19 protein-coding genes and 1 pseudogene are annotated in these 22,198 nt (G+C 51.0%); 9 read left to right on the forward strand and 11 right to left on the reverse strand.

Going from position 1 to position 22,198, the window contains the following annotated elements; genetic code table 11:
* The 7 genes and pseudogenes from FRY97_RS19160 to FRY97_RS19190 form a co-directional block, all read left to right on the forward strand.
* Window positions 1-1,175: MBOAT family O-acyltransferase (locus FRY97_RS19160; protein WP_147169186.1), on the forward strand; the 1,175-nt coding region annotated here is incomplete at its 5' end.
* Between the two features lie 3 nt (window positions 1,176-1,178).
* Window positions 1,179-2,039 (forward strand): hypothetical protein, encoded by an 861-nt coding sequence (locus FRY97_RS19165; protein ID WP_147169187.1) that lies wholly within the window; start codon window positions 1,179-1,181, stop codon window positions 2,037-2,039.
* A gap of 158 nt (window positions 2,040-2,197) precedes the next feature.
* Window positions 2,198-2,629, forward strand: a complete 432-nt coding sequence (locus FRY97_RS19170) for a GCN5 family acetyltransferase (RefSeq protein ID WP_147169188.1) — start codon at window positions 2,198-2,200, stop codon at window positions 2,627-2,629.
* 5 nt (window positions 2,630-2,634) lie between these two features.
* Window positions 2,635-3,090, forward strand: a complete 456-nt coding sequence (locus FRY97_RS19175; RefSeq protein WP_147169189.1) for a hypothetical protein — start codon at window positions 2,635-2,637, stop codon at window positions 3,088-3,090.
* Window positions 3,002-3,337: pseudogene (locus FRY97_RS19180) on the forward strand (IS66 family transposase); the annotation flags it as partial. The gene FRY97_RS19175 and the pseudogene FRY97_RS19180, both read left to right, overlap by 89 nt.
* 356 nt (window positions 3,338-3,693) lie before the next feature.
* On the forward strand, window positions 3,694-4,215 hold the full coding sequence (locus FRY97_RS19185) for a hypothetical protein (RefSeq protein ID WP_147169191.1): 522 nt from the start codon (window positions 3,694-3,696) through the stop codon (window positions 4,213-4,215).
* A 408-nt stretch (window positions 4,216-4,623) separates the two neighbouring features.
* Window positions 4,624-5,658: a serine hydrolase domain-containing protein gene (locus FRY97_RS19190; protein ID WP_147169192.1), complete on the forward strand. Its 1,035-nt coding sequence runs from the start codon at window positions 4,624-4,626 to the stop codon at window positions 5,656-5,658.
* On the opposite strand, the gene FRY97_RS19195 is transcribed toward FRY97_RS19190, so the two are convergent.
* From FRY97_RS19195 to FRY97_RS19240, 10 genes are all read right to left on the reverse strand, one after another.
* Window positions 5,655-5,858, reverse strand: coding sequence for a hypothetical protein (locus tag FRY97_RS19195; RefSeq protein ID WP_147169193.1), 204 nt, complete (start codon window positions 5,856-5,858; stop codon window positions 5,655-5,657). The genes FRY97_RS19190 and FRY97_RS19195 overlap by 4 nt on opposite strands.
* Before the next feature lie 384 nt (window positions 5,859-6,242).
* On the reverse strand, window positions 6,243-7,121 hold the full coding sequence (locus tag FRY97_RS19200; RefSeq protein WP_147169194.1) for an arsenite methyltransferase: 879 nt from the start codon (window positions 7,119-7,121) through the stop codon (window positions 6,243-6,245).
* On the reverse strand, window positions 7,118-8,206 hold the full coding sequence (arsB, locus tag FRY97_RS19205; protein ID WP_147169195.1) for an ACR3 family arsenite efflux transporter: 1,089 nt from the start codon (window positions 8,204-8,206) through the stop codon (window positions 7,118-7,120). The genes FRY97_RS19200 and arsB overlap by 4 nt, the downstream gene beginning before the upstream one ends.
* The gene (locus FRY97_RS19210) at window positions 8,203-8,880 is read right to left on the reverse strand and encodes a low molecular weight phosphatase family protein (protein WP_246141838.1); all 678 of its coding nucleotides are present in this window, start codon (window positions 8,878-8,880) and stop codon (window positions 8,203-8,205) included. The genes arsB and FRY97_RS19210 overlap by 4 nt, the downstream gene beginning before the upstream one ends.
* Before the next feature lie 36 nt (window positions 8,881-8,916).
* Window positions 8,917-9,252: an ArsR/SmtB family transcription factor gene (locus tag FRY97_RS19215; RefSeq protein ID WP_147169197.1), complete on the reverse strand. Its 336-nt coding sequence runs from the start codon at window positions 9,250-9,252 to the stop codon at window positions 8,917-8,919.
* A gap of 419 nt (window positions 9,253-9,671) precedes the next feature.
* Window positions 9,672-10,061 (reverse strand): YbaN family protein, encoded by a 390-nt coding sequence (locus FRY97_RS19220; protein ID WP_147169198.1) that lies wholly within the window; start codon window positions 10,059-10,061, stop codon window positions 9,672-9,674.
* On the reverse strand, window positions 10,058-10,861 hold the full coding sequence (locus FRY97_RS19225; RefSeq protein WP_147169199.1) for an AAA family ATPase: 804 nt from the start codon (window positions 10,859-10,861) through the stop codon (window positions 10,058-10,060). The genes FRY97_RS19220 and FRY97_RS19225 overlap by 4 nt, the downstream gene beginning before the upstream one ends.
* Window positions 10,858-11,457, reverse strand: coding sequence for a hypothetical protein (locus tag FRY97_RS19230; protein ID WP_147169200.1), 600 nt, complete (start codon window positions 11,455-11,457; stop codon window positions 10,858-10,860). Before FRY97_RS19230 ends, FRY97_RS19225 begins: the two co-directional genes overlap by 4 nt.
* Entirely contained in the window at window positions 11,458-12,816 is a 1,359-nt protein-coding gene (locus FRY97_RS19235) for a nucleotidyltransferase family protein (protein ID WP_147169201.1), read from the reverse strand.
* Window positions 12,813-15,311, reverse strand: a complete 2,499-nt coding sequence (locus FRY97_RS19240) for a PEP/pyruvate-binding domain-containing protein (RefSeq protein WP_147169202.1) — start codon at window positions 15,309-15,311, stop codon at window positions 12,813-12,815. Before FRY97_RS19240 ends, FRY97_RS19235 begins: the two co-directional genes overlap by 4 nt.
* 89 nt (window positions 15,312-15,400) lie before the next feature.
* Here FRY97_RS19240 and FRY97_RS19245 point away from each other — a divergent pair, with 89 nt between their 5' ends.
* Together FRY97_RS19245 and FRY97_RS19250 are read left to right on the forward strand one after the other, a co-directional pair.
* Window positions 15,401-16,381 carry an NAD-dependent epimerase/dehydratase family protein gene (locus tag FRY97_RS19245; protein WP_147169203.1) on the forward strand — a complete coding sequence of 327 codons (981 nt, stop codon included), beginning with the start codon at window positions 15,401-15,403 and terminating at the stop codon, window positions 16,379-16,381.
* Between the two features lie 409 nt (window positions 16,382-16,790).
* A complete protein-coding gene (locus FRY97_RS19250) occupies window positions 16,791-19,928 on the forward strand; it encodes an ATP-dependent helicase (protein WP_147169204.1) in 3,138 nt (1,045 codons plus the stop codon).
* Between the two features lie 46 nt (window positions 19,929-19,974).
* On the opposite strand, the gene FRY97_RS19255 is transcribed toward FRY97_RS19250, so the two are convergent.
* Entirely contained in the window at window positions 19,975-21,990 is a 2,016-nt protein-coding gene (locus FRY97_RS19255; protein WP_147169205.1) for an ArnT family glycosyltransferase, read from the reverse strand.
* Window positions 21,991-22,198: the final 208 nt, after the last annotated feature.

Consider the following 22,198-nt stretch of genomic DNA (forward strand, 5'->3'; position numbering starts at 1 on the left):
TTCAAAAAATTACCGAACTATTGTTTTTAGACAATTTTATTACTGCATTTTCATTTTTCGGACAAAACATTCAAGCCAATTCCTTGAATATCATTTTACCAGTTGGAATAAGCTTTTACACATTCCAAACTTTGAGTTATACAATTGACGTCTACAAAAGAAAACTTGAACCAACAAAAGACTTTATTGCATTTTCTGCCTTTATTAGTTTCTTTCCTCAATTGGTTGCAGGACCAATTGAAAGAGCAACACATTTACTTCCTCAGTTTTACACGAAACGGACTTTCGACTACTCAAAAGCAGTTGACGGAATGCGACAAATACTTTGGGGTTTGTTCAAGAAAATAGTAATTGCAGACAATTGTGCTGAGTATGCAAATCAGATTTTTAATAACTCAGCAGATATGAACGGAAGTACACTTGTTTTAGGTGCATTATTTTTCACCTTCCAGATTTATGGAGACTTTTCAGGTTATTCCGATATTGCAATTGGTACTTCTAGACTCTTCGGGTTTGACTTAATGCAGAATTTTAATTTCCCATATTTTTCAAGAGATATTGCGGAATTTTGGAGACGTTGGCATATTTCACTTTCAACTTGGTTTAGGGATTACCTTTATATCCCATTAGGTGGAAGTCGGGGTGGAACTTGGATGAAAGTCAGAAATACTTTTATCATCTTTATTGTCAGCGGATTTTGGCATGGTGCGAATTGGACATTTATTATTTGGGGTGCATTGAATGCGATTTATTTCTTGCCTCTATTATTGACTAATAACAACAGAAATAATTTAGAAACCGTTGCTCAAGGCAAGTTACTTCCAAGTATTAAGGAACTATCTTTTATGATACTAACTTTTGGGTTGACTGTTTTTGCTTGGATATTTTTTAGAGCAGAAAACATTGGGCACGCAATAAGTTATATTTCTAAAATTTTGTCATCTTCACTTTTTGAAATCCCTAAATTTTCAGGAATGAGAAATGCGTTAACAACAATAATACTTGTCGCAATTTTTGTCTTGATAGAATGGAAAGGAAGAAAAGATCAATATGCTATTGCACATTTAGGAATTAAGTGGAAACCCCCAATAAGGTACGCAATGTATTATGCAATAGTAATTGCAATCTTTTGGTTTAGTGGTAAAGAACAACAATTTATTTACTTTCAATTTTAATCTATGAAGCGCTTTCTAGTCAAAGTAATAGTTTTTTCGCTTTTCCCTTTATTATACTTTGGGGGGAATATGATTATTAACTATTTCATTTATAATAATCAATCTGTTAAGTTAAATAATACTTCTATTCTTATCGTTGGTGATTCACACCCGCAAAAGAGTATAAACCCTAAGTACTTTAAGGATGCACAGAACATCTCTCAGACTGCTGAGCCTTACGTCCTGACATATTGGAAATTGAAAAAAATATTTAACTCATATATTCCAGATACTCTTATTATTGGATTTGCTCCTCATAATATTTCACAGTTTAATGATTTGAAATTTTCAAATGATAGATGGTCTAGTGAAATGTTTAGAAGAAGCTATCCTATTGAAGAGTTTAATGATATATCATCTAGTATTGATATTGATAATAATGGTTTTCGTAAGATTCTATGGAAACAAACAGGATTCTATCCTCGAAAAAATCACATTAATTATATTGGAAATTACTCTAATTCAAGCAAAAGCAATATTAGTGATTGGGAAACAGCAATAAAGAGACATTACTATCAAAATGATATACAGCTAGGTGTCTCGCAATTAGCAGTTAATTATTTAGACTCAATAGTTAATTTGGCTAATTCAAAGAAAATTGAATTAATAATGGCAAGTCCTCCAGTTCACGAACATTATCTAGGAAACATTCCTATTTCCATAATGCAAGAGTATGTCAATCTAACTAAAAAGTATAATGCTAGTAATGTAGTATTTGACAAAACTAGAGACTACTATCCAGATTCTCTCTATTTAAACTCTGACCATTTAAATGAAATGGGAGCGAAAAGGTTTTCTGTAGAATTAATTGAATACATAAAATAAAGCACGAACGCACAACATTGGCTATACGTAATGCGGGCGAAAGTACTGTTATGAAAGTAATAACATTAAATAAACTAACTGCTAAAGGGAAAGTGAAGTGCCTTGAAATCCTGCACTACGCATAGCCGGGCCGTTGTGCTCAATTAGAAAAAAAATAAATGAAAGATTACCCAGAAGTCCTCGACAAAAATATGGTCGGCAAATATTCTGCTTTGGCAAAAGCAGGAGGTGGATATGTTTGGGATGAAGTTTTAGAATATAGAGTTTGGTGTCATCCAGAAAATGGAGCTGAAGATTTAGAAAAAGGGAACGATTACTATTATGCTTTTGCGGAATATAGAGATGCTAAGGAATTCGCAGATAATCACGAAGGAACAGAAGAACTTTTAGCCTTGATTTTGCAAAAAGAATACATAGATGAACCAGAGAGAGGAAAATACATCCATAAAAAAGAAGAAAGAATAACCGAGTGGCGAGTTGATTTTTTGAGCAGACCAAGAAGGACAGAAAACACGATTCCAGATTTTTTATCTTCCGATGCCCCTTCTAATCGTCTGGATATTTTGAGAGGATTGGCAAAAGAGAAATAGAAAAAATGAAAACCATACTTGACGATTGCTATAGTTTGTCACTTGCGAAAGCAGTCTATCGAAACGAGGGCGAGTTAAGAATTACATTAGTTGAATTGGTGAAATCCGAAACAAAAGAAAATATTGAGATAGGAACTGGGAGAATAATTAAAGATGTGTATGCAATTGAAGAAACACAAAATAGCAGAACTTTTTTAGTCGAGTTCGAATATGCCATCTTCCATCAGATAATTGATGAATCATTCATAATAATTAGAAAAGAAGAAGTTAAAGATACTAAGGGGTTTATTCAGAAGATTGAAAATTCCAATTTTGAAAAATACATCAGCGAAAATTTTGGATGGTATGAAGATGTATGTAACAGCCCCCTAAAGTGCGATCGGGCAGGCCTTCACCTATGCCCAAAATCAATGGCCCACTTTAGTGGCTCTGTTCCAGGACGGCCGCCTGCTCATCGATAATAACCATATCGAGAACAAAATCCGGCCCCTGGCCTTGGGCAGAAAGAACTATCTCTTTGCCGGGTCCCACGAAGCCGCCCAGCGGGCCGCTATGATCTACAGCTTCATGGCCAGCTGTAAGGAACATCAGATCAATCCTTACCAATGGCTTAAAGACACCCTCGATCGTATCCCTGACACCAAGCTCTCCGAACTCCATACCCTAATACCCAGCCCCCAGTGGGAACCAATGGAGCAAAACACGTAGTTGCTCGGACGCTTACGGGTATTCTTCAGGGTGTATTTTGGAAGTTCTACAGCCTTTTCTGTAACTTGCTCAAGAAGCGTAAATGTCGACATGTCTTTTGGTTTTCGTCGACTTTAAAGATAGTCGCTTTTACGCTTCTTTACTAAAATGTCTAGTGGTGTGGATAAATACAGTACAATGATCGAAATGATAAAATTTCGTCTCGGCTTGTTTAAGCCATCAATTTTGCTTAGTATCGTTTCCACAAGAGCCTGGCTCTTGCTGGAAGCATCATTAGTAGATAGTCGCATATCACTAAAATGATGCTTCCTTTCGTTTTATCCAAATGCTTCAAAAAATTACCGAACTATTGAAATATGAAGAACAAGATTAAATATATAGTGATTTTAATTATAACAACATGTTTACATTCTTGTTGTGGTGATGATATTATGTTCTACAGCGTTAATGAAATTATAGTTCGTAATTATAATATTGAGACCGAAGAAGATGCAGATATTGTAACCCAAGAGAAATATGCATTAAGTGTAATACTCGATTATGATTACTCAGATACTGATAATGGATTATGGTGCAGAGTCGATCAAGAATCAACTAATGATGTGATAAGTGTAAACTTGACTGCTGACAATTCAATAAATGGTATTAGCCCGGGTGAAAGCCTAAATGAAATTTTTAATTTAAGATATAACAATACAACTTTTGACGACTTTAGTATTTTTATTATTGAGTCAAATAAATCAGGATTTAAAATTTTTGAGTTCATTTTTGATGAGAGCATAACAATAGACGCAGTTACAACTTCATTTACGATTGAATTAACACTGGCAGATAATTCGACAATAAGTGCTACTACTGATTTAGTAACAATAAATTAATCATCTAAACAAATAAAAGAAAACTGTTTACAACACGGTGTATAGTTAATGGCGAGGTTTGGACTAAATCGAAAAGTCCGATTTTTTTGTCAACTTTACGATTGAATAATAAAAGTTCGTGTATTTTTGGTCGCCACTAGCCATACACCAATCCGTTAGCTCCATTTGAACTAGATGAAAAGAATTCTTCCTTCAATAATATTTGGTGCAATTTTATTGATTGTTTCCTGAGTACATGACAAAAGTTTTTATTTCTAATATGACCGATTTAAAATTGACGATTTTTAAAGAAAATCGAGAAAATCAGCACAAAAATTGACGATTTGCGGTATTCATATTAAAGTTTTACAGTTTTGTCATGTGCTCAGATTACCCACACAATTTAGCATAGAGCCAAAAAAGAGGAAAATGATTAAAAACAAAAAAGCCAAATGGACAGTGCGTGTTTTGTTGCTAGTTGGAACCTTAATTTCGCTTTATTTTGTTCCATGGCTTTTGGTAAAGGCATGGATACTACCGTTGCCAGAAACGGTTCAGGTACAGTTAGATGAGGCCATTGGGCATGGATTTGAAGGAATGGTTGTCTATATAGACCAGGCTGGTCAACCACCTCAGTATTTTGCTTCTGGTTGGCACGATCGAGAAGCTAAGATACCTGCCAAACCTCAGGCCCTATTCAAAATTGCCAGCATCAGCAAGCTATATGATGCTGTGGCTGTTACCAAATTGGTAAGTGATGGACGGCTTTCTCTGGATAAAACAATCGCTGATTATTTACCAGAACTTGTGGGAAGAATCGAAAACTCCGACAAAATCACTTTGCGGTTGATGATACAGCATAGGAGTGGTATTTCCAATTTTACGGACGCTCCGAATTTTTGGGCAGCTCCAACCGAGACCTACGAAGAAAGCCTTGCCTTGATTCTGGACAAGCCGGCCAACTTTGAACCCGGGGAAAGTTACGAATACTGTAACACCAACTACCTGTTAATCAATAAGATAATGGATGATGTTCTGGGGTATGAGAACTTCCAATTCATTCAGGAGGAAATTCTAATGCCGTTAAACCTTAACAGAACTTTCGGTTCGCTAAGGGAAGTGGACATGGACGGTGTGATGAGTGGCTATCACGTAGGACATCCCTTTGACTTAAAGGCAGACGAGCATGGTATGTTAGCTACGGCAGAAGACGTGGGTGTTTTCCTGAGGGCATTAAACGACGGGGCGTTATTTGAAGCGGGAGAACAAGAAATATATTCTTCCATTTATGAGTATGAACATGCCGGTTGGGTTCCGGGCTACCAGAGCTTCGCAAAATATCACAAAGACCTTGATGCTGTTGTTGTGGCCTTCTACAATACAACCGACCCCAAACTGTACAATTGGAACTTATCAGAAATCATAAATAATAGGATCGTTAAGATAATTAGAAAGAGAAACTAGCCACAATAGTCACTACCCGACAAGCTTCCTTCGTCAGCCTGCGGGTAGGGCTCCCGCTGGTTTGCCCCCCTATTATTCGCACTTTCGTACAGTTCGATTTGTTGGATAGGCTTGTATCCGATGCGGGGCTTGGCAGTGAGCTTGTAGTCCGGGGCTTTTGGAGGGGAGATGTACCCAAACGCAACGATAACGATTTTCAAGACATCGTGGTTTTGAGGAAAAACGCTTCCCGCAAGCACTACCTTGGGAACGAGCCGGAGAGTGTGAACTAAAATGTCGCAGGCATCTATGCTTTCCGGGCTTTACCTTGGCATAGGCCTAGCGCTGCGAAGGGGCGGCAGGCCCGGTAGGGCCGAGCGGACAGCGAGCCCCGCAGCATAGCGGCACCTGCCTGTTGGGCAGGGGCAGGCCCCATCCTTACGGCAGGGGCAGGCATAAAAACGACAATCTAGTTTGCGTCCAGTAGCACATTGGGCTGTCATAAAGTTACGCGTTTTAGCGGCTCAGCTTCGAAGCTTTCCATGAAGGGGTTAGGCTCAAGGAAGAGATTGCCTTCTACCGCAAGCACTTTGGGCAGCTGTCTGCTAGCAGCACCCGCTTTCCGGGCCGCAGCCGGCAGGCCTTTTGCTAGCCGCTAAAGGCTGTGTGTGCCTGCTGCCGGGCTTTTCTGCATATACCGAAATGCTGAAAATGCCGGTTGTGCCTTGCTGAAATTCCTCTACCTCCTTTGCGCTGAGGTGTTTTGACAGGATGTCTTCCGGGATTGTTATGGTCTTTTCTTTCTGCAGCGTCAGCTTTTCAAAGCCCGCTTCAATGATATACCGCAGGTAGTCCTCTTTTTGGATAGCCCCGGCCACACAGCCTGCGTACATTTCTGCATCCTGCCGCAGGGTATCTGGCAGTTCTCCTAGCAGTACGATGTCGGAGATGCTGAAGTGGCCGCCGGGCTTGAGCACTCGGAAGATTTCCGCTAACACACCGGGCTTGTTAGGCACTAGGTTGAGCACGCAATTGCTCACGGCCACATCTGCTATGCCATCGCTGACTGGCATATGCTCAATATCGCCTTCGCGGAATTCGACGTTGTTATAGCCTAAGCGCTCGGCATTTTGACGGGCTTTCTGGATCATAGCTGGCGTAAAATCTATGCCAATGACTTTGCCACTTGGGCCAACCTCGTGACGGGCAACAAAACAATCGTTGCCAGCACCTGAGCCCAAGTCGATGACCGTATCGCCGGGCGCAATTTTTGCGAAAGCCGTAGGGAGCCCACATCCCAATCCTAAATCAGCCTCCTCGGTATAGCCAGATACCCCCGAATAGTCTTCCATCATGATATTGTACACTTTGTTGGAAGGGGTGGCCGCCCCGCAGCAGCTCGAAGCGTTCTCTGCTTTGCCCTGTTCCGCGATTTTTGCATAGCGCTCTTGTACGAGCTGCTTGAGTTCTTGTGGTGATTTCATGTTATGTCTTTTATTTCGTTGTTTAAATTGAGCGTATGGCCATAATACTTCCTGCGCAGCCAAAAAGCTACATTGACCAGTGCAATGAGGGCTGGCACCTCTACTAACGGGCCGATCACACCGGCAAAGGCTTGCCCGGAGTTGAGCCCGAACACAGCTATGGCCACAGCTATGGCCAGCTCGAAATTATTGCCCGCCGCTGTGAAAGCTACTGCAGCATTGCGCGGATAGTCTGCACCCAGGGCTCTGCCAACCAAGAAGCTGATGAGGAAGATCAGGCCAAAGTAAATCAGCAATGGTATGGCAATCCGTACCACATCCATCGGGATCTGTACTATCAGCTCCCCTTTGAGGCTGAACATGACCGCTATCGTAAATAGCAATGCGACCAAGGTCACCGGCGAGATGGCCGGCACGAAGGTTCCTTGATACCAGGCCTCGCCTTTAATCCGCACCAGCAGTAAGCGGTTCAGGAACCCCGCGACGAAGGGGATGCCCAAGTAAATGGCCACGCTCTCTGCCACAGTTGCCATGGAGATGTCTACTATTGCGCCTTCAAAGCCCAGCAGGGGCGGCAGTACGGTTATGAAAAGCCATGCGTAGAAACTGTAGAAAAACACTTGGAAGATGCTGTTCAATGCTACTAGCCCAGCCCCGTACTCCCGGCTGCCCTCTGCCAGGTCGTTCCATACCATTACCATAGCTATACAGCGTGCCAGCCCGATCAGGATGAGCCCTGTCATGTACTCCGGATAATCCCGTAAGAAAATAACGGCCAGGGCGAACATCAGCACAGGGCCCACTACCCAATTGAGCAGCAAGGACAAACCCAATATCCTGACATTGCGGAACACCTGTGGCAACATGCGGTAGTTGACTTTGGCCAGAGGGGGGTACATCATCAGGATGAGCCCTATGGCAATTGGCATGTTGGTAGCCCCAATTGAGAATGAGCCGACGAAGCGGGCTGTTTGTGGCAGCCAATGCCCAAGCCCTACGCCAATAGCCATGGCCAGGAAAATCCAAAGTGTCAGGTAACGGTCGAGAAAGGAGAGGCGCTTGCGCCGCTTAGTTGGAACGGTCATATTTTTTCGTTGTTGAGCATTCTGGCGGCCAGCTGCATGGCGTAAAACATTTCCCGCCCGACCTGCCGGGTGCGCTCGTCGTAGCGGGCGCCCTCTTCGGGCGTGCCATCGGCAGCCTTGGGGTCTTCATAAGGAAGAGAAAGCCGGAAAGCGGCGCCGGGTATATACGGACAGTTCTCCTCTGCGTCTGTGCAGGTCATAATGGCGGCAAAACCTTGCTGCGGGTTGTCTGGGTGGCCTAATGTTTTTGAAAAGCAGCGTAGGGGGGCAGATGCTTTAGAAAAAGTAATCTGGTACAGGGGGTTGCTTTCACCGGAATGGTGCGCTGCAAAGCCGGCCCGCTCGAGGGCAGCTATCGCCCGGGGGTTGAAAGCTGTTGCTTCTGTGCCGCCGGAATATGCTCTTACCTGCGGCAGCCCGTAATAAACGGCAGCCGTTGCAGCCCATACCTGGCTGAGCTGACTGCGGCGCGAATTGTGTGTACAGATAAAGTGGAGGCCTGCCGCCCGCCCCTCCTCTGCGCTTTGCCTGACATAGGCGGCCAGCTGCTGCAGTAAAGCTTTGCGCGCCTGCGGGATCAGTGAGCTTTCGCGCTGCAGCTCCGTCACATAGGCTTGGAGGTGGGGGAGCAGCTCCGGAGCGGGCCTACTCCCTAATGTGTTTAATTTGTTCATTGCTATATTGCAATAGATAGGTGTAAAAAAAGACTTTCAGCAGGCACAGCCCTCTTCAAAGGGCTCGTAGCGGGCGAAAAGGCCGTTCAGCAAGTTTTGCACTTCGGCCCACCGCTCCCCGTCAATACAATAGTTGATGCTCGTGCCCTCGATCGAGCCTTTGATGAGGCCCACCGCTTTCAGCTCTTTGAGGTGGCGGGAGATGGTAGGCTGCGAAAGGGGCACTTCATCGACAATAGCCCCACAGATACAGGACTTCACCTTGAGCAGGTGCTGAAGGATGGCCACTCTTGCAGGGTGGCCCAGCGCTTTGGCAATCTGTGCGAGCTCGTTCTGCTGTGCAGTGAAATTCTCGCTTTTGGTAAGCCCCATAGTAGGTTTATTTATATTGCAATATTACGATAATTGGTGCCCCCAGCCAACCCTTTCTTTAAAAAACAGCTTGCAGCTGCCTGCTTATGAGCTTATTGGGGGTGGTTTGATTTTGAAAATCAAGGGTTTATGCCGGCCTGCTGTGCCAGTATGGCCGGCAAGGCCTTGGCTAAGCTACTATATTAGAGGTGGGCGTAAACCAAAATACCGCAGGCGTTTATACCTTTGGGCTATAGCCTGGCATTGGCCTAGCGCTGCGCAGGGGTGGTAAGCCCGATAGGGCCGAGCGGACAGCGAGCCCCGCAGCATAGCGGCACCTGCCCGTTGGGCAGGGGCAGGCCCCCCTCCTTACGGCAGGGGCAGGCCCAAAAAGGACAATCTGGTCTGCGCCCTTTGAGGTTAGCGGGCAAAATAAAAATTTAGTGAGGGCCGATATCTACTTTTTCAATGCGCCATACCGCCCAAGAGATAATTGCCCCAACAATGATGAGCACAGCTTTCCAGTGCACCGCGCCAACAAACCAGACCATAGCCACGGTGAAGGAGGCCCACAATTGGACGATCACGAATAGCTTGAACTTAACGGAGAGTTTTTCTTGTCCGCTAAATTCCCGGATGACCCTCGCGAAAAGCCTTCTGCGCATCAGCCAAGTGTACATTCTTTCTGAGCTGCGGACAAAAAAATAGGCTGTCAGCAGAATGAAAGGGGTGCCCGGGAACCCTGGCAGCGCAATGCCGATATAAGCCAGCCCCAGGGATAGGCAGCCCAGCCCAAAGAAAAACCGCCGGCGTATTTTGGGCCCCTTCATAGGAAAGCGGCTAGCTTGGGCAGCAGTGCAGCCATAGCGGTTTGCGACGTAGCGTCAATTATTTCTAGGCGCCCGGGGGCAGCAGCCTCGAAGGCTTGTAGGTGCTGCTGATAGGCTTTTTCCAGCATACTTAAGGCGGCCAGAGATTCATGAGCCTCCAGCACGCCCCTTTGTTGCAAACGGGCAAATAGCACTTTTGCTGGCGCTTGCAAAAAGAATACCTTATCGGGCAGCGGCAGCTTGAAAAGCCCGATGAGGCCTGAAAGCTGATGGCGCTGCTGCAAATGGAACCTATCGTAGATAAAGCGCATGAAAACCCGCACGGGCCCTTCGTTTTGCGGGGCTGCCCAGTCTTGGGGCAGCAAGCTGAGCAGGTAAGCCCACTCTGCCTCATTCCCCCGCTCTAAAGGCTCTGTGTTACGTGCACTGACGGCATCCGGGGAAAGCTTGTTTGCATAAAACTGAGCATAGACACTGGTATCAATAAGGGGGTGGCGCTCACAGAGCGCGGCGGGCCCCTGCCTTTCCCTTACGGGCTGCAGCAGCTTTTCGAAAAGCAGCATAGCCGCGAACAGGGCCACTGCTTTCAGTTGAGGGAAAGCCAAGCGGTCGGCATCATGGTTGAGCTGATTCACCAAGCGGGCGGCCCGGAAAACATCCGGCTGCTTGTGCAAGGGCTCAAGGTCCATTTCTGGGGCATGTACGATGGCACGGGCTGCGCCAGGAGCTTGCGCCTTCAACGCTTGTAGCACCGTGCTCTTCCCCGTGCCGTCCAAGCCTGTAATCACTATGGTCTTCATAGGTGGTTGATCTTTTGTATGGCTAATGCGGAAAGCTCCTCCTTTGGCAACCGGGCGTCGAGCCTTTGTACATTGGGGATGGAAAAATGCTGCCATTCTGCCAGCACCTTTGCCTGGAATGCCAAAAACTCCGTAGGGCCAGGGGCTGCTGCCAGCCCGCACTCATAGCGGGAGAAGCGGGCTTTACGCTCTGCCATCAGGCTAAGCGGGAGCTCAAGGAGCAGCGTCCGATCTGGCAAGGGGAAGGTCTTTCCCAGGTGCCTGGCGAGCAGCCTGTCGGCCCCTAGTGCCAGTTCCGTAGCTGTGTATTTGTAAAAGTAACTGTCAATGATGATGGCCTCAGCATGTGACTCCTGTGCTTGGTCTACTGCATACTTCATGGCGTGCGCCAAAAAGAGAAGCCGAGAATCTGGGGTCAGGTTGCAGAGATAGCTGTCCACTTGCTGTTTAGACCGGAAAGGCAGCCCTTCTGCCCCGTTCTTCAGCAAATCCCAGACAGTGGCGGTGTACGCTTGCGGGAAATATGGGGCCAACGATTGGATCAGCGTGCTTTTGCCAGTGCCATCTGCCCCAGTGATGCATATCAGCTTTGCCATTTATTGTATTTTTTTGACTGCAGCTTTTATTTCCCCGGGGCTTATCCCCCGGCTCTGCAGATAGTCAAAGTATGATTCTCCTCCGTAGACATAGAAACGCACCGATAGCAGCATATCTGCCAGAAACTTCCCCAACAGCAGGAAAACGATGCCCAGCCCGATTTCTTCGCCTATTGTGCGGATGGCCAAGTACGGCGCTACGGCCCTGGCCATGGTTTTCTTGGGCAGACCCGCCCCCTCTGGCAAGTCCGACAACTTCCACGCCAGCTGTGCACGTGGCCAGAACAGCAGCTTCAGCAGCCGGGCGTACAAAGCCAAGCGCTTGTGAAAGGACGGGAACAGGTTGAAATAGAATACGCACATCTCCACTTCTTGGAAATAATCATTGTAGGATACTTGGAAATCTCCGGTTTGGCGGGCTACTGAAAGCCGTGAGGACAGCCGCCGGGTGATAAACCCTGGCTTTTCTGGGCGGAGCTTTTCCAAAAGGGAAGGCGGTATGCTAGCGGAGCACAAATTTGACAGGGACAAGGTGAAGAAGGCTTTTTCTACGGCTTTTGCTTTGCGGACGATACGGGCCAGATGCTCTTCATCTGCCGGTTGCCCCGACCGGAAAAGGTTGTAGACATCCATGCAGTCGCGGATCCCGCACTTGTATAGCCCCATGTGCAAAATCAGGTGGAGCAGGTTGTACTCTGTGGACAGCTGCAGCACAGGCTCCCCGCGGAAATCTAAGGGCTTTGTGGTAGCCCAGGCTTCTGCTATGTCTACTGTATAGCCGGAGGTGGGGGACTTCAGCCCCCACTGTGTGCCCGTGATGCAAGTATAGTCCGGGCTGATGAAAGACATGCCGGTATGGCTGAACTTTGCAGCGGCCTCTTTTTCCCCGCTCCAGCCAAAACCGAGGGGGATATACCCCAATTCTATATAGATAGCCCGGGCGCGCGGCCAGTCTTCAGGGTGGATGAGCAGGTCAAAATCGTTCATCCGTTTGTAGCCTGTATCTTCGTAAATGCTATCCATGAAGAGGTTCCCTTTGAGCACCACTACCGCTATGCCTTCCTCACGGAACCGCTTTAAAAACCGGAGGGCCTCCCTGGCGCGGGCTTCATTGGCGGCCCTGGCCTGTTCATGTTGCTGTTGAAAGGCCTGTTGAACGGCTGGCCCCAAGGCGCTCTTCAGCCCTGTCCGGCCCAATTGGGTATATGCCCAGGGCGCCAGCTTCCAGTGCAGGCAATATTCGAAAAAAGCCTGCTCCCTGTGCGCATTCATTTGGGAAAATGCCAAGCGCATCGCCTCGATTTCCCTTTCCTTTGGCTGGAGTTTCGACAGCGTGGCTGCCAGTTGAAATGTATTCATGCATCCTGTTTTTCAACCCCTATTTTCACCTCTCCTGTGGCACCGTCCATCTGTATGACGCTCCCGTCCTGTACTGCATTTGCAATACCCCGTACCCCAACGATAGCAGGGATGCCCATTTCACGGCAAAGTATGGCGGTGTGGCTCAGTAGGTTGCCCCGCTCAGAAATGACTCCTGCCGCCCTCGAGAAGAGGTTGATCCAACCTGGCTCGAAGTAAGCGGCTACCAAAATTTTCCCATCTATATCTGCGGTACCGCTCGTGCCCTCCGTGATCAATACCGCCTCGGCAGTGACTGCCCCACTAGAACAGCCTATGCCTTGAAATAGGCTCCCGATAATGGCGAGGGCACGGGTACGGACTGGCAAGAAATGCCCATTTCGCTCGTGGTAGCGCACTGCGCGGTTTCGTTTGGCATAAGCCTCGTATGCAGTTTTCCTGCTGGCCACCAACTCCTGGAAGCCGCCTTCGGGAGCTGGGCCGAGCACTTCGTGCAGCTCTAGGTAAAGGGAATCTCCAATGGCCTGTATGGCCCCGGTACGATGTAAGTGCAGATCAAGGGCCCGGAAAATGCGGCGCATGATATGGAAGCTCCGCGTACGATAAAAACGGTAGTTCTCCCGGTCACGGAAACGGGGTATAGTAGCTTGCACCAGCCATTGGGCCAGGTACCGCCGAAGGGGGCGGAAAGGGTACACAGAACGGAGGGCAGACCGGTAATCGAACTGCCGCTGTGGGCGGGCTTTAGGGGCTTCGCCTATTGCATTGGCCTTTAGGAAAGCGATGAATGAGAGGGGGTCCTCCTTGTAGTTCACGGTTTCTATCTTTAGCTCCCCATCCCCGCACCGTTCGCCGTATTGGCTGATATAGGCAGATATTTGTTTTAGGAAACCGGGGTGCTCTTCCTCCAATTGCCGTTGGATGACAGCTGCCGGCTGGGCCTGGAAAAGCGCCTTTAGGCGGGGGGCGGAAAGAATGGTGCGCAGGAGGGCCTGAAAGTCTTGCACAATCCGCACAGAGACTACCCCATCTTGTGCATAGAGTATGTCATTGACGAAATTGGGATAGGCGCCCTGCAGGCGCGAGCCGCGCACCACCCTTTTCAGCAAAGAAAAAAGCAGAAGGGTGAAAAAGCCGTTCAGTACCGGGACGATCCATTTTTCCCCTAGCTTACGGTGGATGTCCTGAAAGGCCACAATAAGCCGTTCTCGGGGCATGCCTTGAAAGTCGGCTTCCCCATACTGCTCAAACACCTGGGCATATAGGTGTTCAAAATGTTTCTTTTGGCTGGGAAAACGCAAAAAGGAGCGCAGTACCCTGTAAAGCATAAGCAGGTAGCCCCGGAAATCTGCCCGCCCTTCCGGCGGTTCAAATGGAGCCTCTTCCATTGCCCACGCCTTAGTGATCAGCCGGCTGGCTCTGCGCCCGAAAGGCAGGAGGTACAATAGCTTTTGCCAAGCAGTCACCTGGTAGTAAAGCCCCCCATAAATGCCCCCTACCAAGTTTTCCAGCCATGCCCGGTGAGCCTCCCGCTCTTCTTTCGGCATTCCTAAAAAAGCTACCATAGCTGTGTAGGCCGTAGTATAGGTGTAGCGGGTAAACGAAATGCTCAGCGGCAGGGTAAGGCCTGGGTAATTCTCGCCGATGTTAGCGTTGTCCCAAACATTGGGCAGGGCAGCCGCCCCGGCAGTGGTTATCGGGCGCACTTGAAGCCAGTATAGGGCCTGCCCCGCAATAGCAAACTCAATGTCCAGCGGTTTCCCTTTCAAGCGGTGCAGTGCCTTTGCCCCTTCTGCGAGTGCTCTCATGCAGGGCTGCAGCCGGGCTTCCATCTCCTGAGCAGTCAGCCGAGCCTCCTGCCGCTCCCCTCCCTTGAAGTACTCGCCCACATATTCCTGACCATGGTTAGGGTAATAAAACTCGCCGTCTATTTCCCGGGCATGGAAAGCTTCAAAACGGCCGGAGACCAGGTTGTCGCCAAGGCCAGGTACCACATTAGCCACCACTGCCCCGCTGCCGGGCTGCTGAGGGTCATCTGAAAAAACCACCCCCGACAACTCTGCCGCCACCATCTCTTGCAACACGATGCCAAAGGGCTCTTCCTCCTCCGTAGGCCGATAAGCCCGTAGCCTGCTGCTGCGCCCGAATGCAGCCAAAACACGGCCGATAGCAGCCTCAAGCCCACTGAACGGCACATTGATTTCTGTGTGGAATAGGCCGGCAAAAGAATGCTGCTCTCCATCTTCCTGCCCTGCACTGGAGCGGACTGCCCAAAGCTGCGCTTCAGCGATACCATGGCCTTGCTGCCAACGCTGCAGCACATCGGGCAACCGAGCGCGGCCATCAATGACCGCCTGCAACAGGCTATGGGGCATAATGAAGAATAGGGGCACCCTGAACCCGGCACCTTTCAGGAAAAGAAGCCCTTGGGCTTTTCCTCCTACAGCAGCCTCGGGAGGGCAATCGGTTGCAGTATGGATGGTATAACTATGCATGACTGGGTTTTTAGGCTTTTTTGTGGGCAAAATCAAATTTACCGGCCTGTGCTGAGTATTTTCACCTTGCACCTAAGTTTGTGTTCGATATGAAAATCATCATCACAGGATCAACCGGCTCTCTTGGGGCCTACCTCACCCGCTATTTTGCTGCAGCAGGCCACCACGTCATCGCCTGCGGAAGGGCTGCTGTCCCCCCCGCAGCCCTTACCGCCTGTGCGGAGTACCTTCAGGCTGACATTACTGCGCCTTTTGAATTGCCTGATGCAGATGTCTGCATTCATACGGCGGCACGCTCGGACGACAAGGGGGAGTGGGAGGATTTCCAAATGGCCAACGTAGTAGGGACACGCCACGTGCTACGGGCTGCAGCCCAATGTGGCACATTCATCCACATCTCCACTTCAGCGGTGTACCTGCCTCAAGATAAGCTAATTTCTGAAGACATTGCAGGGCAGCAGGCCGGGCAAGCGCTTTCCTTTTATGGGGCCTCCAAACTGGCATCCGAAAAGGTAGTGCAAGAACAAGCCTCTCAACGGCAATGCTTTATCCTGCGGCCTAGGGCGCTGTACGGACAGGGCGATAAGAAAATTTTGCCCCGTATGCTCCGCCTTGTTCACGGGCGCCACCTTTACCGCCCGGGCCACCTGCAGGTCAATGTCTCTATGACACATTACCAGAATTTGGCAGAGGCCATCTGTGCCTGCTTGCAGTCGGGCCTTACCGGTGTCCGTACCTATAATGTATCAGACCGCAGGCCGTATGTGCTCTTAGACGTGGTCAGGGCAATCGTCAACGGGGTATATGGAAGGCCGCTGCCCGAAAGGCACATACCGGCTTTCTTGCTGAAAGGGCTAGGGTACTTGCACATTGGGGGCATGACGCCCCTGCTCGTGCGTGCGCTCACCCAAGACATGGTGCTCGACACCCGCCTTATCGAGCGCGAGCTGCAGTTCCGGCCTAGCCGGAGTTTTGAGGAAGCCTTGCCCGGGATTGCCGATTGGGCCCTAAAGGTTGGAGGCCCTGGCCGGGTGAAGGAGGGCAGTGCTGCGCTGGCCTGGGAAGTTTAAAGCAGGCTTTGTTGCAGCCCGCGCTTTCATTCGGTGCTTTAAATGTGCTTTTAGCTGGTGCCGTAGAAGGCTTTGGATAATGCCCCGTGCTGTTAGGCCGCAAACCAGATGGCCGTTTTTATGCCTGCCCCTGCCCAACGGGCAGGTGCCGCTATGCTCCGGGGCTCGCTGTCCGCTCGGCCCCTTGCCCTACAGGCGTCGGGTCTGGCCTTCGGCCACCCCTGCGCAGCGCTAGGCCAATCCTAGGCTAAAGCCTAATGGTATAAGTTTTGGTTTACGCCCTGTTGTTATAGCGGCCTGCGGCCCCAAAATCCGCCAGCCAGCCTCTGCTTGGGCGGCCTCGGCACCCTGCCATTTGTCCCAAGACTCATAATTTTCCGTACCTTGCCCAAGGAGCAATAGGCAGGATATGGCATTTTCCAAAAAAAGCCGGGAAGGGTTCAACGAGGCCTTCCGGGAAGCCCTCAACGGGCTGAACGAACAGCAGCGCCGGGCTGTGGAGCTTATCGACGGCCCAGCCTTGGTCATTGCAGGGCCGGGCACAGGCAAGACCCACATCCTCTCATCGCGGGTGGGGCAGATATTGCTGGAAACAGACGCACAAGCGCAGAACATCCTTTGCCTTACCTTCACCGATGCTGCAGTACAGGCCATGCGCAAGCGCTTGCTGCAATTTATCGGGCCAGAGGCGCACCGGGTGCCCATTTACACCTTCCATGCTTTTTGCAACAGCATTATACAAGACAACCTCGAGCTGTTTGGGCAGCAGGAGCTGGAGCCGGTCAGCGAGCTGGAAGCTATTGAGCTATTGCGCGAACTGCTAGACGAGCTGCCGCCGGGCAACCCGCTGCGCCGCGGCCGGGCAGATGCCTACCACAACGAAAGCCGCACCCGCCATCTGCTGCAGATGATGAAGGCTGAAGACTGGAGTTATGCTACAGTAGAGCAGGCCGTGCGTGCTTATCTTGAGGGGCTGCCGGAGCGGGAAGGCTTCTTCTATAAGACCGCTTACAAAGGTGCTCAGCCGGGCGACCCGAAATCATTGCTCATTGAGCAGGAACAACAGAAAATGGAGCGCTTGCTGGCTGCTGCAAGGCTCTACGAGCCTTATCAGGATAAACTGCGCAAAGCCCGCCGCTACGACTATGACGATATGATCAGCTGGGTATTGAAGGCCTTCCGGGAGCAGCCTTACCTTTTGCGCGGGCTGCAGGAGCGCTTCCTCTACATCCTCGTAGATGAGTACCAGGATACCAATGGCGGACAAAATGCCATCATCCGCTACCTTGCCGAATACTGGGAGGCCCCTAATCTGTTCATCGTGGGCGACGACGACCAGTCGGTTTATGAATTCCAAGGGGCCAGGCTGAAGAATTTGATTGATATCTACGAGGAATACAAAGGCAGCATTGAGCTCATTGTCCTGCAAGATAACTATCGTTCTGCTCAAGATATACTTGATGCTGCCGGCCGGCTCATCCGCCACAACAGCATACGGGCAGTGAATGCGATAGGAGAGGGGGGCATCACAAAGGAGCTGACTGCCCGCCACCCTGCCGTTGCCGCGCGGCCAGCCCGCCCCGAGGTCAGAGAATTCCCCAACCCCTTTCAGGAGCTGACCTGGCTGGCAGACGAGCTGCATCGGCTCCGTGAGGAAGGGGTCCCGCTCAGTGAGGTGGCTGTCATCTACCCCCGGCACAGGCAGAGCGGGCCTTTGATAGAACTGTTGGAGAAGCGGCAGCTGCCGTATACTACGCGCCGCCGGGCCAATGCGCTGCATTTGCCTATGTCCCGTCAGGTCCGGCTTTTATTAGAATACTTCGCGCTGGAGTTCAAAACTCCTTTTTCCGGAGACCACCTGCTGTTCCAGGCTCTGCACTTCAATTTCTTCGGGCTCCACCCCGACGATCTGGCAACCCTCAGCCTGGCCATACGGGACAGCCCTGCCATCTCTTATTGGCGTCAGGCGCTGGCCGATGAAGAATGGATGGCGGCCTTTAGCTTTAAGGATGAAGCTGCAATACAGGGTTTCCTGGCTTTCCAAGACTACGCTCACCGGCAGTACGCCAGCTTGAGCGCTCCGGCTTTCCTGGAGCAGCTGGTCAACCGGAGCGGCCTGCTGGCTCATGTGCTGCAACAGCCCGACAAAGCTTGGGGCATACAGGTGCTGCGCTCCCTCTTGGATTTTGTGAAAGAGGAGGCTGCCCGTTCGCCCCGCCTTACCGTTGGGGGGCTGCTCGACCTTTTCCGGAGCATGGACGACAACCGCATCGCTCTGCCTGTGCAGGAGCCGGTGTTCCAATCAGAAGGGGTGCAGCTCCTCACTGCCCACAGCAGCAAAGGGCTGGAGTTTAGGCAGGTGTTCCTCTTCGACTGCCGGGACAAGGAATGGATGCCGGAGAAACGGGGCAACCGCAGCTTCAGCCTGCCTGATACCCTGACGTACGCTTCTGAAGAAGACCCCCTGGAAGCCCGCCGCCGGCTGTTTTATGTAGCGGCTACCCGCGCCAAGGAACGTTTGCACCTTTCTTACCCCGCAGCTGATGAAAAGGGCAAGGGCATTACCCGCTCCCTTTTTATTGATGAAATGATGTCGGGCGAATCTGGCTTTGTGCAGCATCAGGAGGTAGCCCCTTCCCGCCTGCTGGAAACCGAACAGCTGTTATTGCAAACGCAGGCCTCTCCGGTACTGCAGGCTTTGCCTAAAGAGGCGGTAGATGCCGTACTGGAAGGCTTTCAGCTGAGCGTTTCGGCCCTCAACCGCTTCCTGAAGTGCCCGCTTGCCTTTTATTACGAGCATATCCTAAGGGCCCCGGTCCTGATGAGGGAAGCTGCCCACTATGGTACGGCCATGCATTTTGCAGTGGAGCGCTATTTCAATGCAGCCCGCCGGGGCGGTGGCACAAAAAACTTATTGTGCAGGGAGTTCACGGAAGAGATGGAGCGCCGGCAGGGCTTTTTTGCCCGCAGAAGCTACGAAAACCGCTTGGCAGCAGGCCTGCACAATTTGTCCTTGTTCTACGATGCTGAATTGAGCGAATGGCCTACGGAAGTGCTTACGGAGTTCAAGCCCCGGCAGGTGGAAGTGGCAAATGTGCCTGTACATGGCAGCATCGACCTCGTGGCCTACAGGGGGCTTGCTGAAGCCCATGTGATCGACTTCAAAACAGGCACTCAGCAAAGGGGGCGGGTGAATCCGCCCAGCGATAAAGATCCTCTCGGTGGGCCATACTGGCGGCAGCTGGTGTTCTACAAGCTGCTTTTCGAAGGGCAGGCTGGCAATACCCGAAGGGTGGCTCAGGGCCGCATCGCTTACTTGGAGCCAGACCGCAATAACCGCTTTAAGGTAGAAAAGGTGGACATCGGAGAGGAGGATGCCATGTTCGTCAAAGCCCTCATCTCAGATGTCTATCAGCGGATTATGGCTCACGATTTCTACACTGGGTGCGGGGAGCCAGACTGCAGTTGGTGCAGTTTTGTCAGGGACAGCGTGGTGCCCCATACTTTTGCCGACCCCGACCTGGAAGCGCTTGATGATCAGGCGTAACGTAGGGTTAGCGTACAGCGCAGCCTTGGCCCAGCAAGTGCTAATGTTAATTCATGGGGCGCTGCACGGTGATCGTCAAGTTGTCCATCCTGACTTGGGCAGGGCGGTTTTTCCAAAAATAAAAGGATAAGGTATCGGAAGGGAACCCTTCCGGCACCCGGAACTCGAGTTGCCCATGTTTCCACCCTTTTAGCGTATCAATGGGGAAGGGGCGGAACGCTTCATGGAAAGCTCCTGCATCCGGGGCAGCGATGACGAAGTGCAGCCCTGAGGGCAGGGTATCACACCATACGCCGATCAGGGCCCGGTCGTTGGGCAGCACGGGGTATATGTAATGGGCGAACGCATACTCTTGCCCCTCCTGCATAAGGTAGGCCACTGAATCTGGCCGGGCGGAAGCTTTCGCTTGGTCTTCCTCTTTAATTTGGAAACGGGCATAAGCATTTTCAGGGCTGCCCTGCATATCATATTGAAGGGTGAGCCAGTCTTGCCAGGGCGGCCGCTTGAAAACAAAAAGGGTATCCTGCCCGGGCCAGAGCCATTTCTGGAAAGGGTAGGCTTTCACCGGGCGGTAGTTTTGGAAGGGCTCAAAGGCGAGGAGGTATTCATCATCATCAACAAACCACCAAGTCTTGCTGTAGGGGTTGTTGGCGTTCAGCGGGCCAGTCTGATGCCAGCCATTGTACTCAAATCCGCCATCTACCTGGTGAGGGGAGATGCCCTCTGCTTCCAGCCCGGCAGCCGCTCCCCAACGGGCCCGGTTCCAGCTGAAGTAGTCGTGCGTACCGCTAATGGAATAGGCCGCAAGGAGCAGGAGGGGCAGGATGGCCCGCCCAGGCCGCTGCAGCTGCTGTGGGGGGAGCAGCAGGAGCGCAAAAGGGATGACCGGGAGCAGGTAACGGTCAAAGTGTATATAGTTGATGAACAAGAAGCCCATATAGGCCAGGATGAAGAGCAGCAGCCCTGCTTTGAATGGCATGCCCCGAAGAAAGGTGCTGCTTTTGGGTAAGGCCATCAGCCCCGCGAGGGCGCTTGCGCCACCGATGAGGTAGGCCAGGTAGCCTGCCGAGGCAGGGAGCTCGGGCAGGTTGAGGTAGCCCCGGTGCACATCTGGCATGGCGATAGTGCCAAGCCAGAGGTTTTTGATGGTATTGCCCAGTAAGGGGCTGCCCCAACTGGCGGCGAGCAAGCTGGCCCCGCCTGCGAGCAGTATGATGCTGGCGGGGCTTATTGGGCGGCGATGTTTGGCCAATAGAGCTACGGGCAGTATAAAGCAGCCGATATACGCCAGGTAGAGCCCACCTAGCCGCCCCAGGCTTTGGGTGGCCAAGCGGAAGCTGAGCCGGCTGCTCAGGTCGCCGGGCTGGCTGAACATTCGAGGGAGCCCCACGGTGTGCTCCATAGCCCAGGCGTACCCCTTTAGGCTGCCATAGCTTAGCCCAATGCCGAGCACGGCGAGCAGAAGGTTGGTGCGCGATGGGCGTTTCAGTACAAGGGCGGTGCCGAAAGCCAGGGGGAGCAGCAGCCCGAGCTGCCGGAGCATGATGGCTGCGATCCAGAAGAAAGCGGCCAAGGCCCACCATCCCCATTTTGGGCGGTCCAGAAAGTGGGCAAATGCCCAAGTGCTCAACAGGCAAAGGCTGAGGAAGGGCACATCGGTCATAAAGGTGTGAGAAAGCAGGAAGAACATGGGGTTGAGGGCAAGGGTGAGCACTGCAATAAGGCGGAAGGGGCCTTCCCAGCCTGCACGTGCCAATAAGCGGTCAAAGGCGAGCAGCCCGAGCAGGGCAGCAGTTTGTGTGGACAGGCGTAGCACAGTAAAGGAAAAGCCAAAGATTTTGGCGAAAGCCCCGCCCCACATGATCTGTGTGAACAAGGTCATTGCTGGCCAATCGTTGACGTCGTAGGTGCCATGCTCAGCCCATTCGCGCACGCTGAGCGCGTAGGCCCAGTCGTCGTCTAATGGAAAGCCTCCTACGGGCCAGGCCAGGCCTGAGGCGATCAGCCACACCAAGATGGCAATGGGGAATGGGTGCCGGTGTATAATGCGGTACAATGCCATCGGGCTAAGATAGCTAAATCCTTTTGGGGCGTTGTCTAAAACGCCGCAGGTTTTCCGGCTTTATGAAGGTGGGCGGACTAGCGCTGCGCAGGGGTGTAAGCCCGATAGGGCCGAGCGGATAGCGAGCCCCGCAGCATAGCGACCCCTGCCGCGAGGCAGGGGTAGGCCCCATACGGTTGGGGAGGGGCAAGAGGGGGCAAAAACGATA

It is taken from the genome of Phaeodactylibacter luteus (assembly GCF_007993045.1).
GTDB lineage: Bacteria > Bacteroidota > Bacteroidia > Chitinophagales > Saprospiraceae > Phaeodactylibacter > Phaeodactylibacter luteus.

Excerpts from the sequence above, each read along its gene's own strand:
- FRY97_RS19165 (WP_147169187.1), top strand. The coding sequence starts at position 1,179 with ATGAAGCGCTTTCTAGTCAAAGTAATAGTTTTTTCGCTTTTCCCTTTA.
- FRY97_RS19170 (WP_147169188.1), top strand. The coding sequence starts at position 2,198 with ATGAAAGATTACCCAGAAGTCCTCGACAAAAATATGGTCGGCAAATAT.
- FRY97_RS19175 (WP_147169189.1), top strand. The coding sequence starts at position 2,635 with ATGAAAACCATACTTGACGATTGCTATAGTTTGTCACTTGCGAAAGCA.
- FRY97_RS19185 (WP_147169191.1), top strand. The coding sequence starts at position 3,694 with ATGAAGAACAAGATTAAATATATAGTGATTTTAATTATAACAACATGT.
- FRY97_RS19190 (WP_147169192.1), top strand. The coding sequence starts at position 4,624 with ATGATTAAAAACAAAAAAGCCAAATGGACAGTGCGTGTTTTGTTGCTA.
- FRY97_RS19200 (WP_147169194.1), bottom strand. The coding sequence starts at position 7,121 with ATGAAATCACCACAAGAACTCAAGCAGCTCGTACAAGAGCGCTATGCA.
- arsB (WP_147169195.1), bottom strand. The coding sequence starts at position 8,206 with ATGACCGTTCCAACTAAGCGGCGCAAGCGCCTCTCCTTTCTCGACCGT.
- FRY97_RS19210 (WP_246141838.1), bottom strand. The coding sequence starts at position 8,880 with ATGAACAAATTAAACACATTAGGGAGTAGGCCCGCTCCGGAGCTGCTC.
- FRY97_RS19215 (WP_147169197.1), bottom strand. The coding sequence starts at position 9,252 with ATGGGGCTTACCAAAAGCGAGAATTTCACTGCACAGCAGAACGAGCTC.
- FRY97_RS19220 (WP_147169198.1), bottom strand. The coding sequence starts at position 10,061 with ATGAAGGGGCCCAAAATACGCCGGCGGTTTTTCTTTGGGCTGGGCTGC.
- FRY97_RS19225 (WP_147169199.1), bottom strand. The coding sequence starts at position 10,861 with ATGAAGACCATAGTGATTACAGGCTTGGACGGCACGGGGAAGAGCACG.
- FRY97_RS19230 (WP_147169200.1), bottom strand. The coding sequence starts at position 11,457 with ATGGCAAAGCTGATATGCATCACTGGGGCAGATGGCACTGGCAAAAGC.
- FRY97_RS19235 (WP_147169201.1), bottom strand. The coding sequence starts at position 12,816 with ATGAATACATTTCAACTGGCAGCCACGCTGTCGAAACTCCAGCCAAAG.
- FRY97_RS19240 (WP_147169202.1), bottom strand. The coding sequence starts at position 15,311 with ATGCATAGTTATACCATCCATACTGCAACCGATTGCCCTCCCGAGGCT.
- FRY97_RS19245 (WP_147169203.1), top strand. The coding sequence starts at position 15,401 with ATGAAAATCATCATCACAGGATCAACCGGCTCTCTTGGGGCCTACCTC.
- FRY97_RS19250 (WP_147169204.1), top strand. The coding sequence starts at position 16,791 with ATGGCATTTTCCAAAAAAAGCCGGGAAGGGTTCAACGAGGCCTTCCGG.
- FRY97_RS19255 (WP_147169205.1), bottom strand. The coding sequence starts at position 21,990 with ATGGCATTGTACCGCATTATACACCGGCACCCATTCCCCATTGCCATC.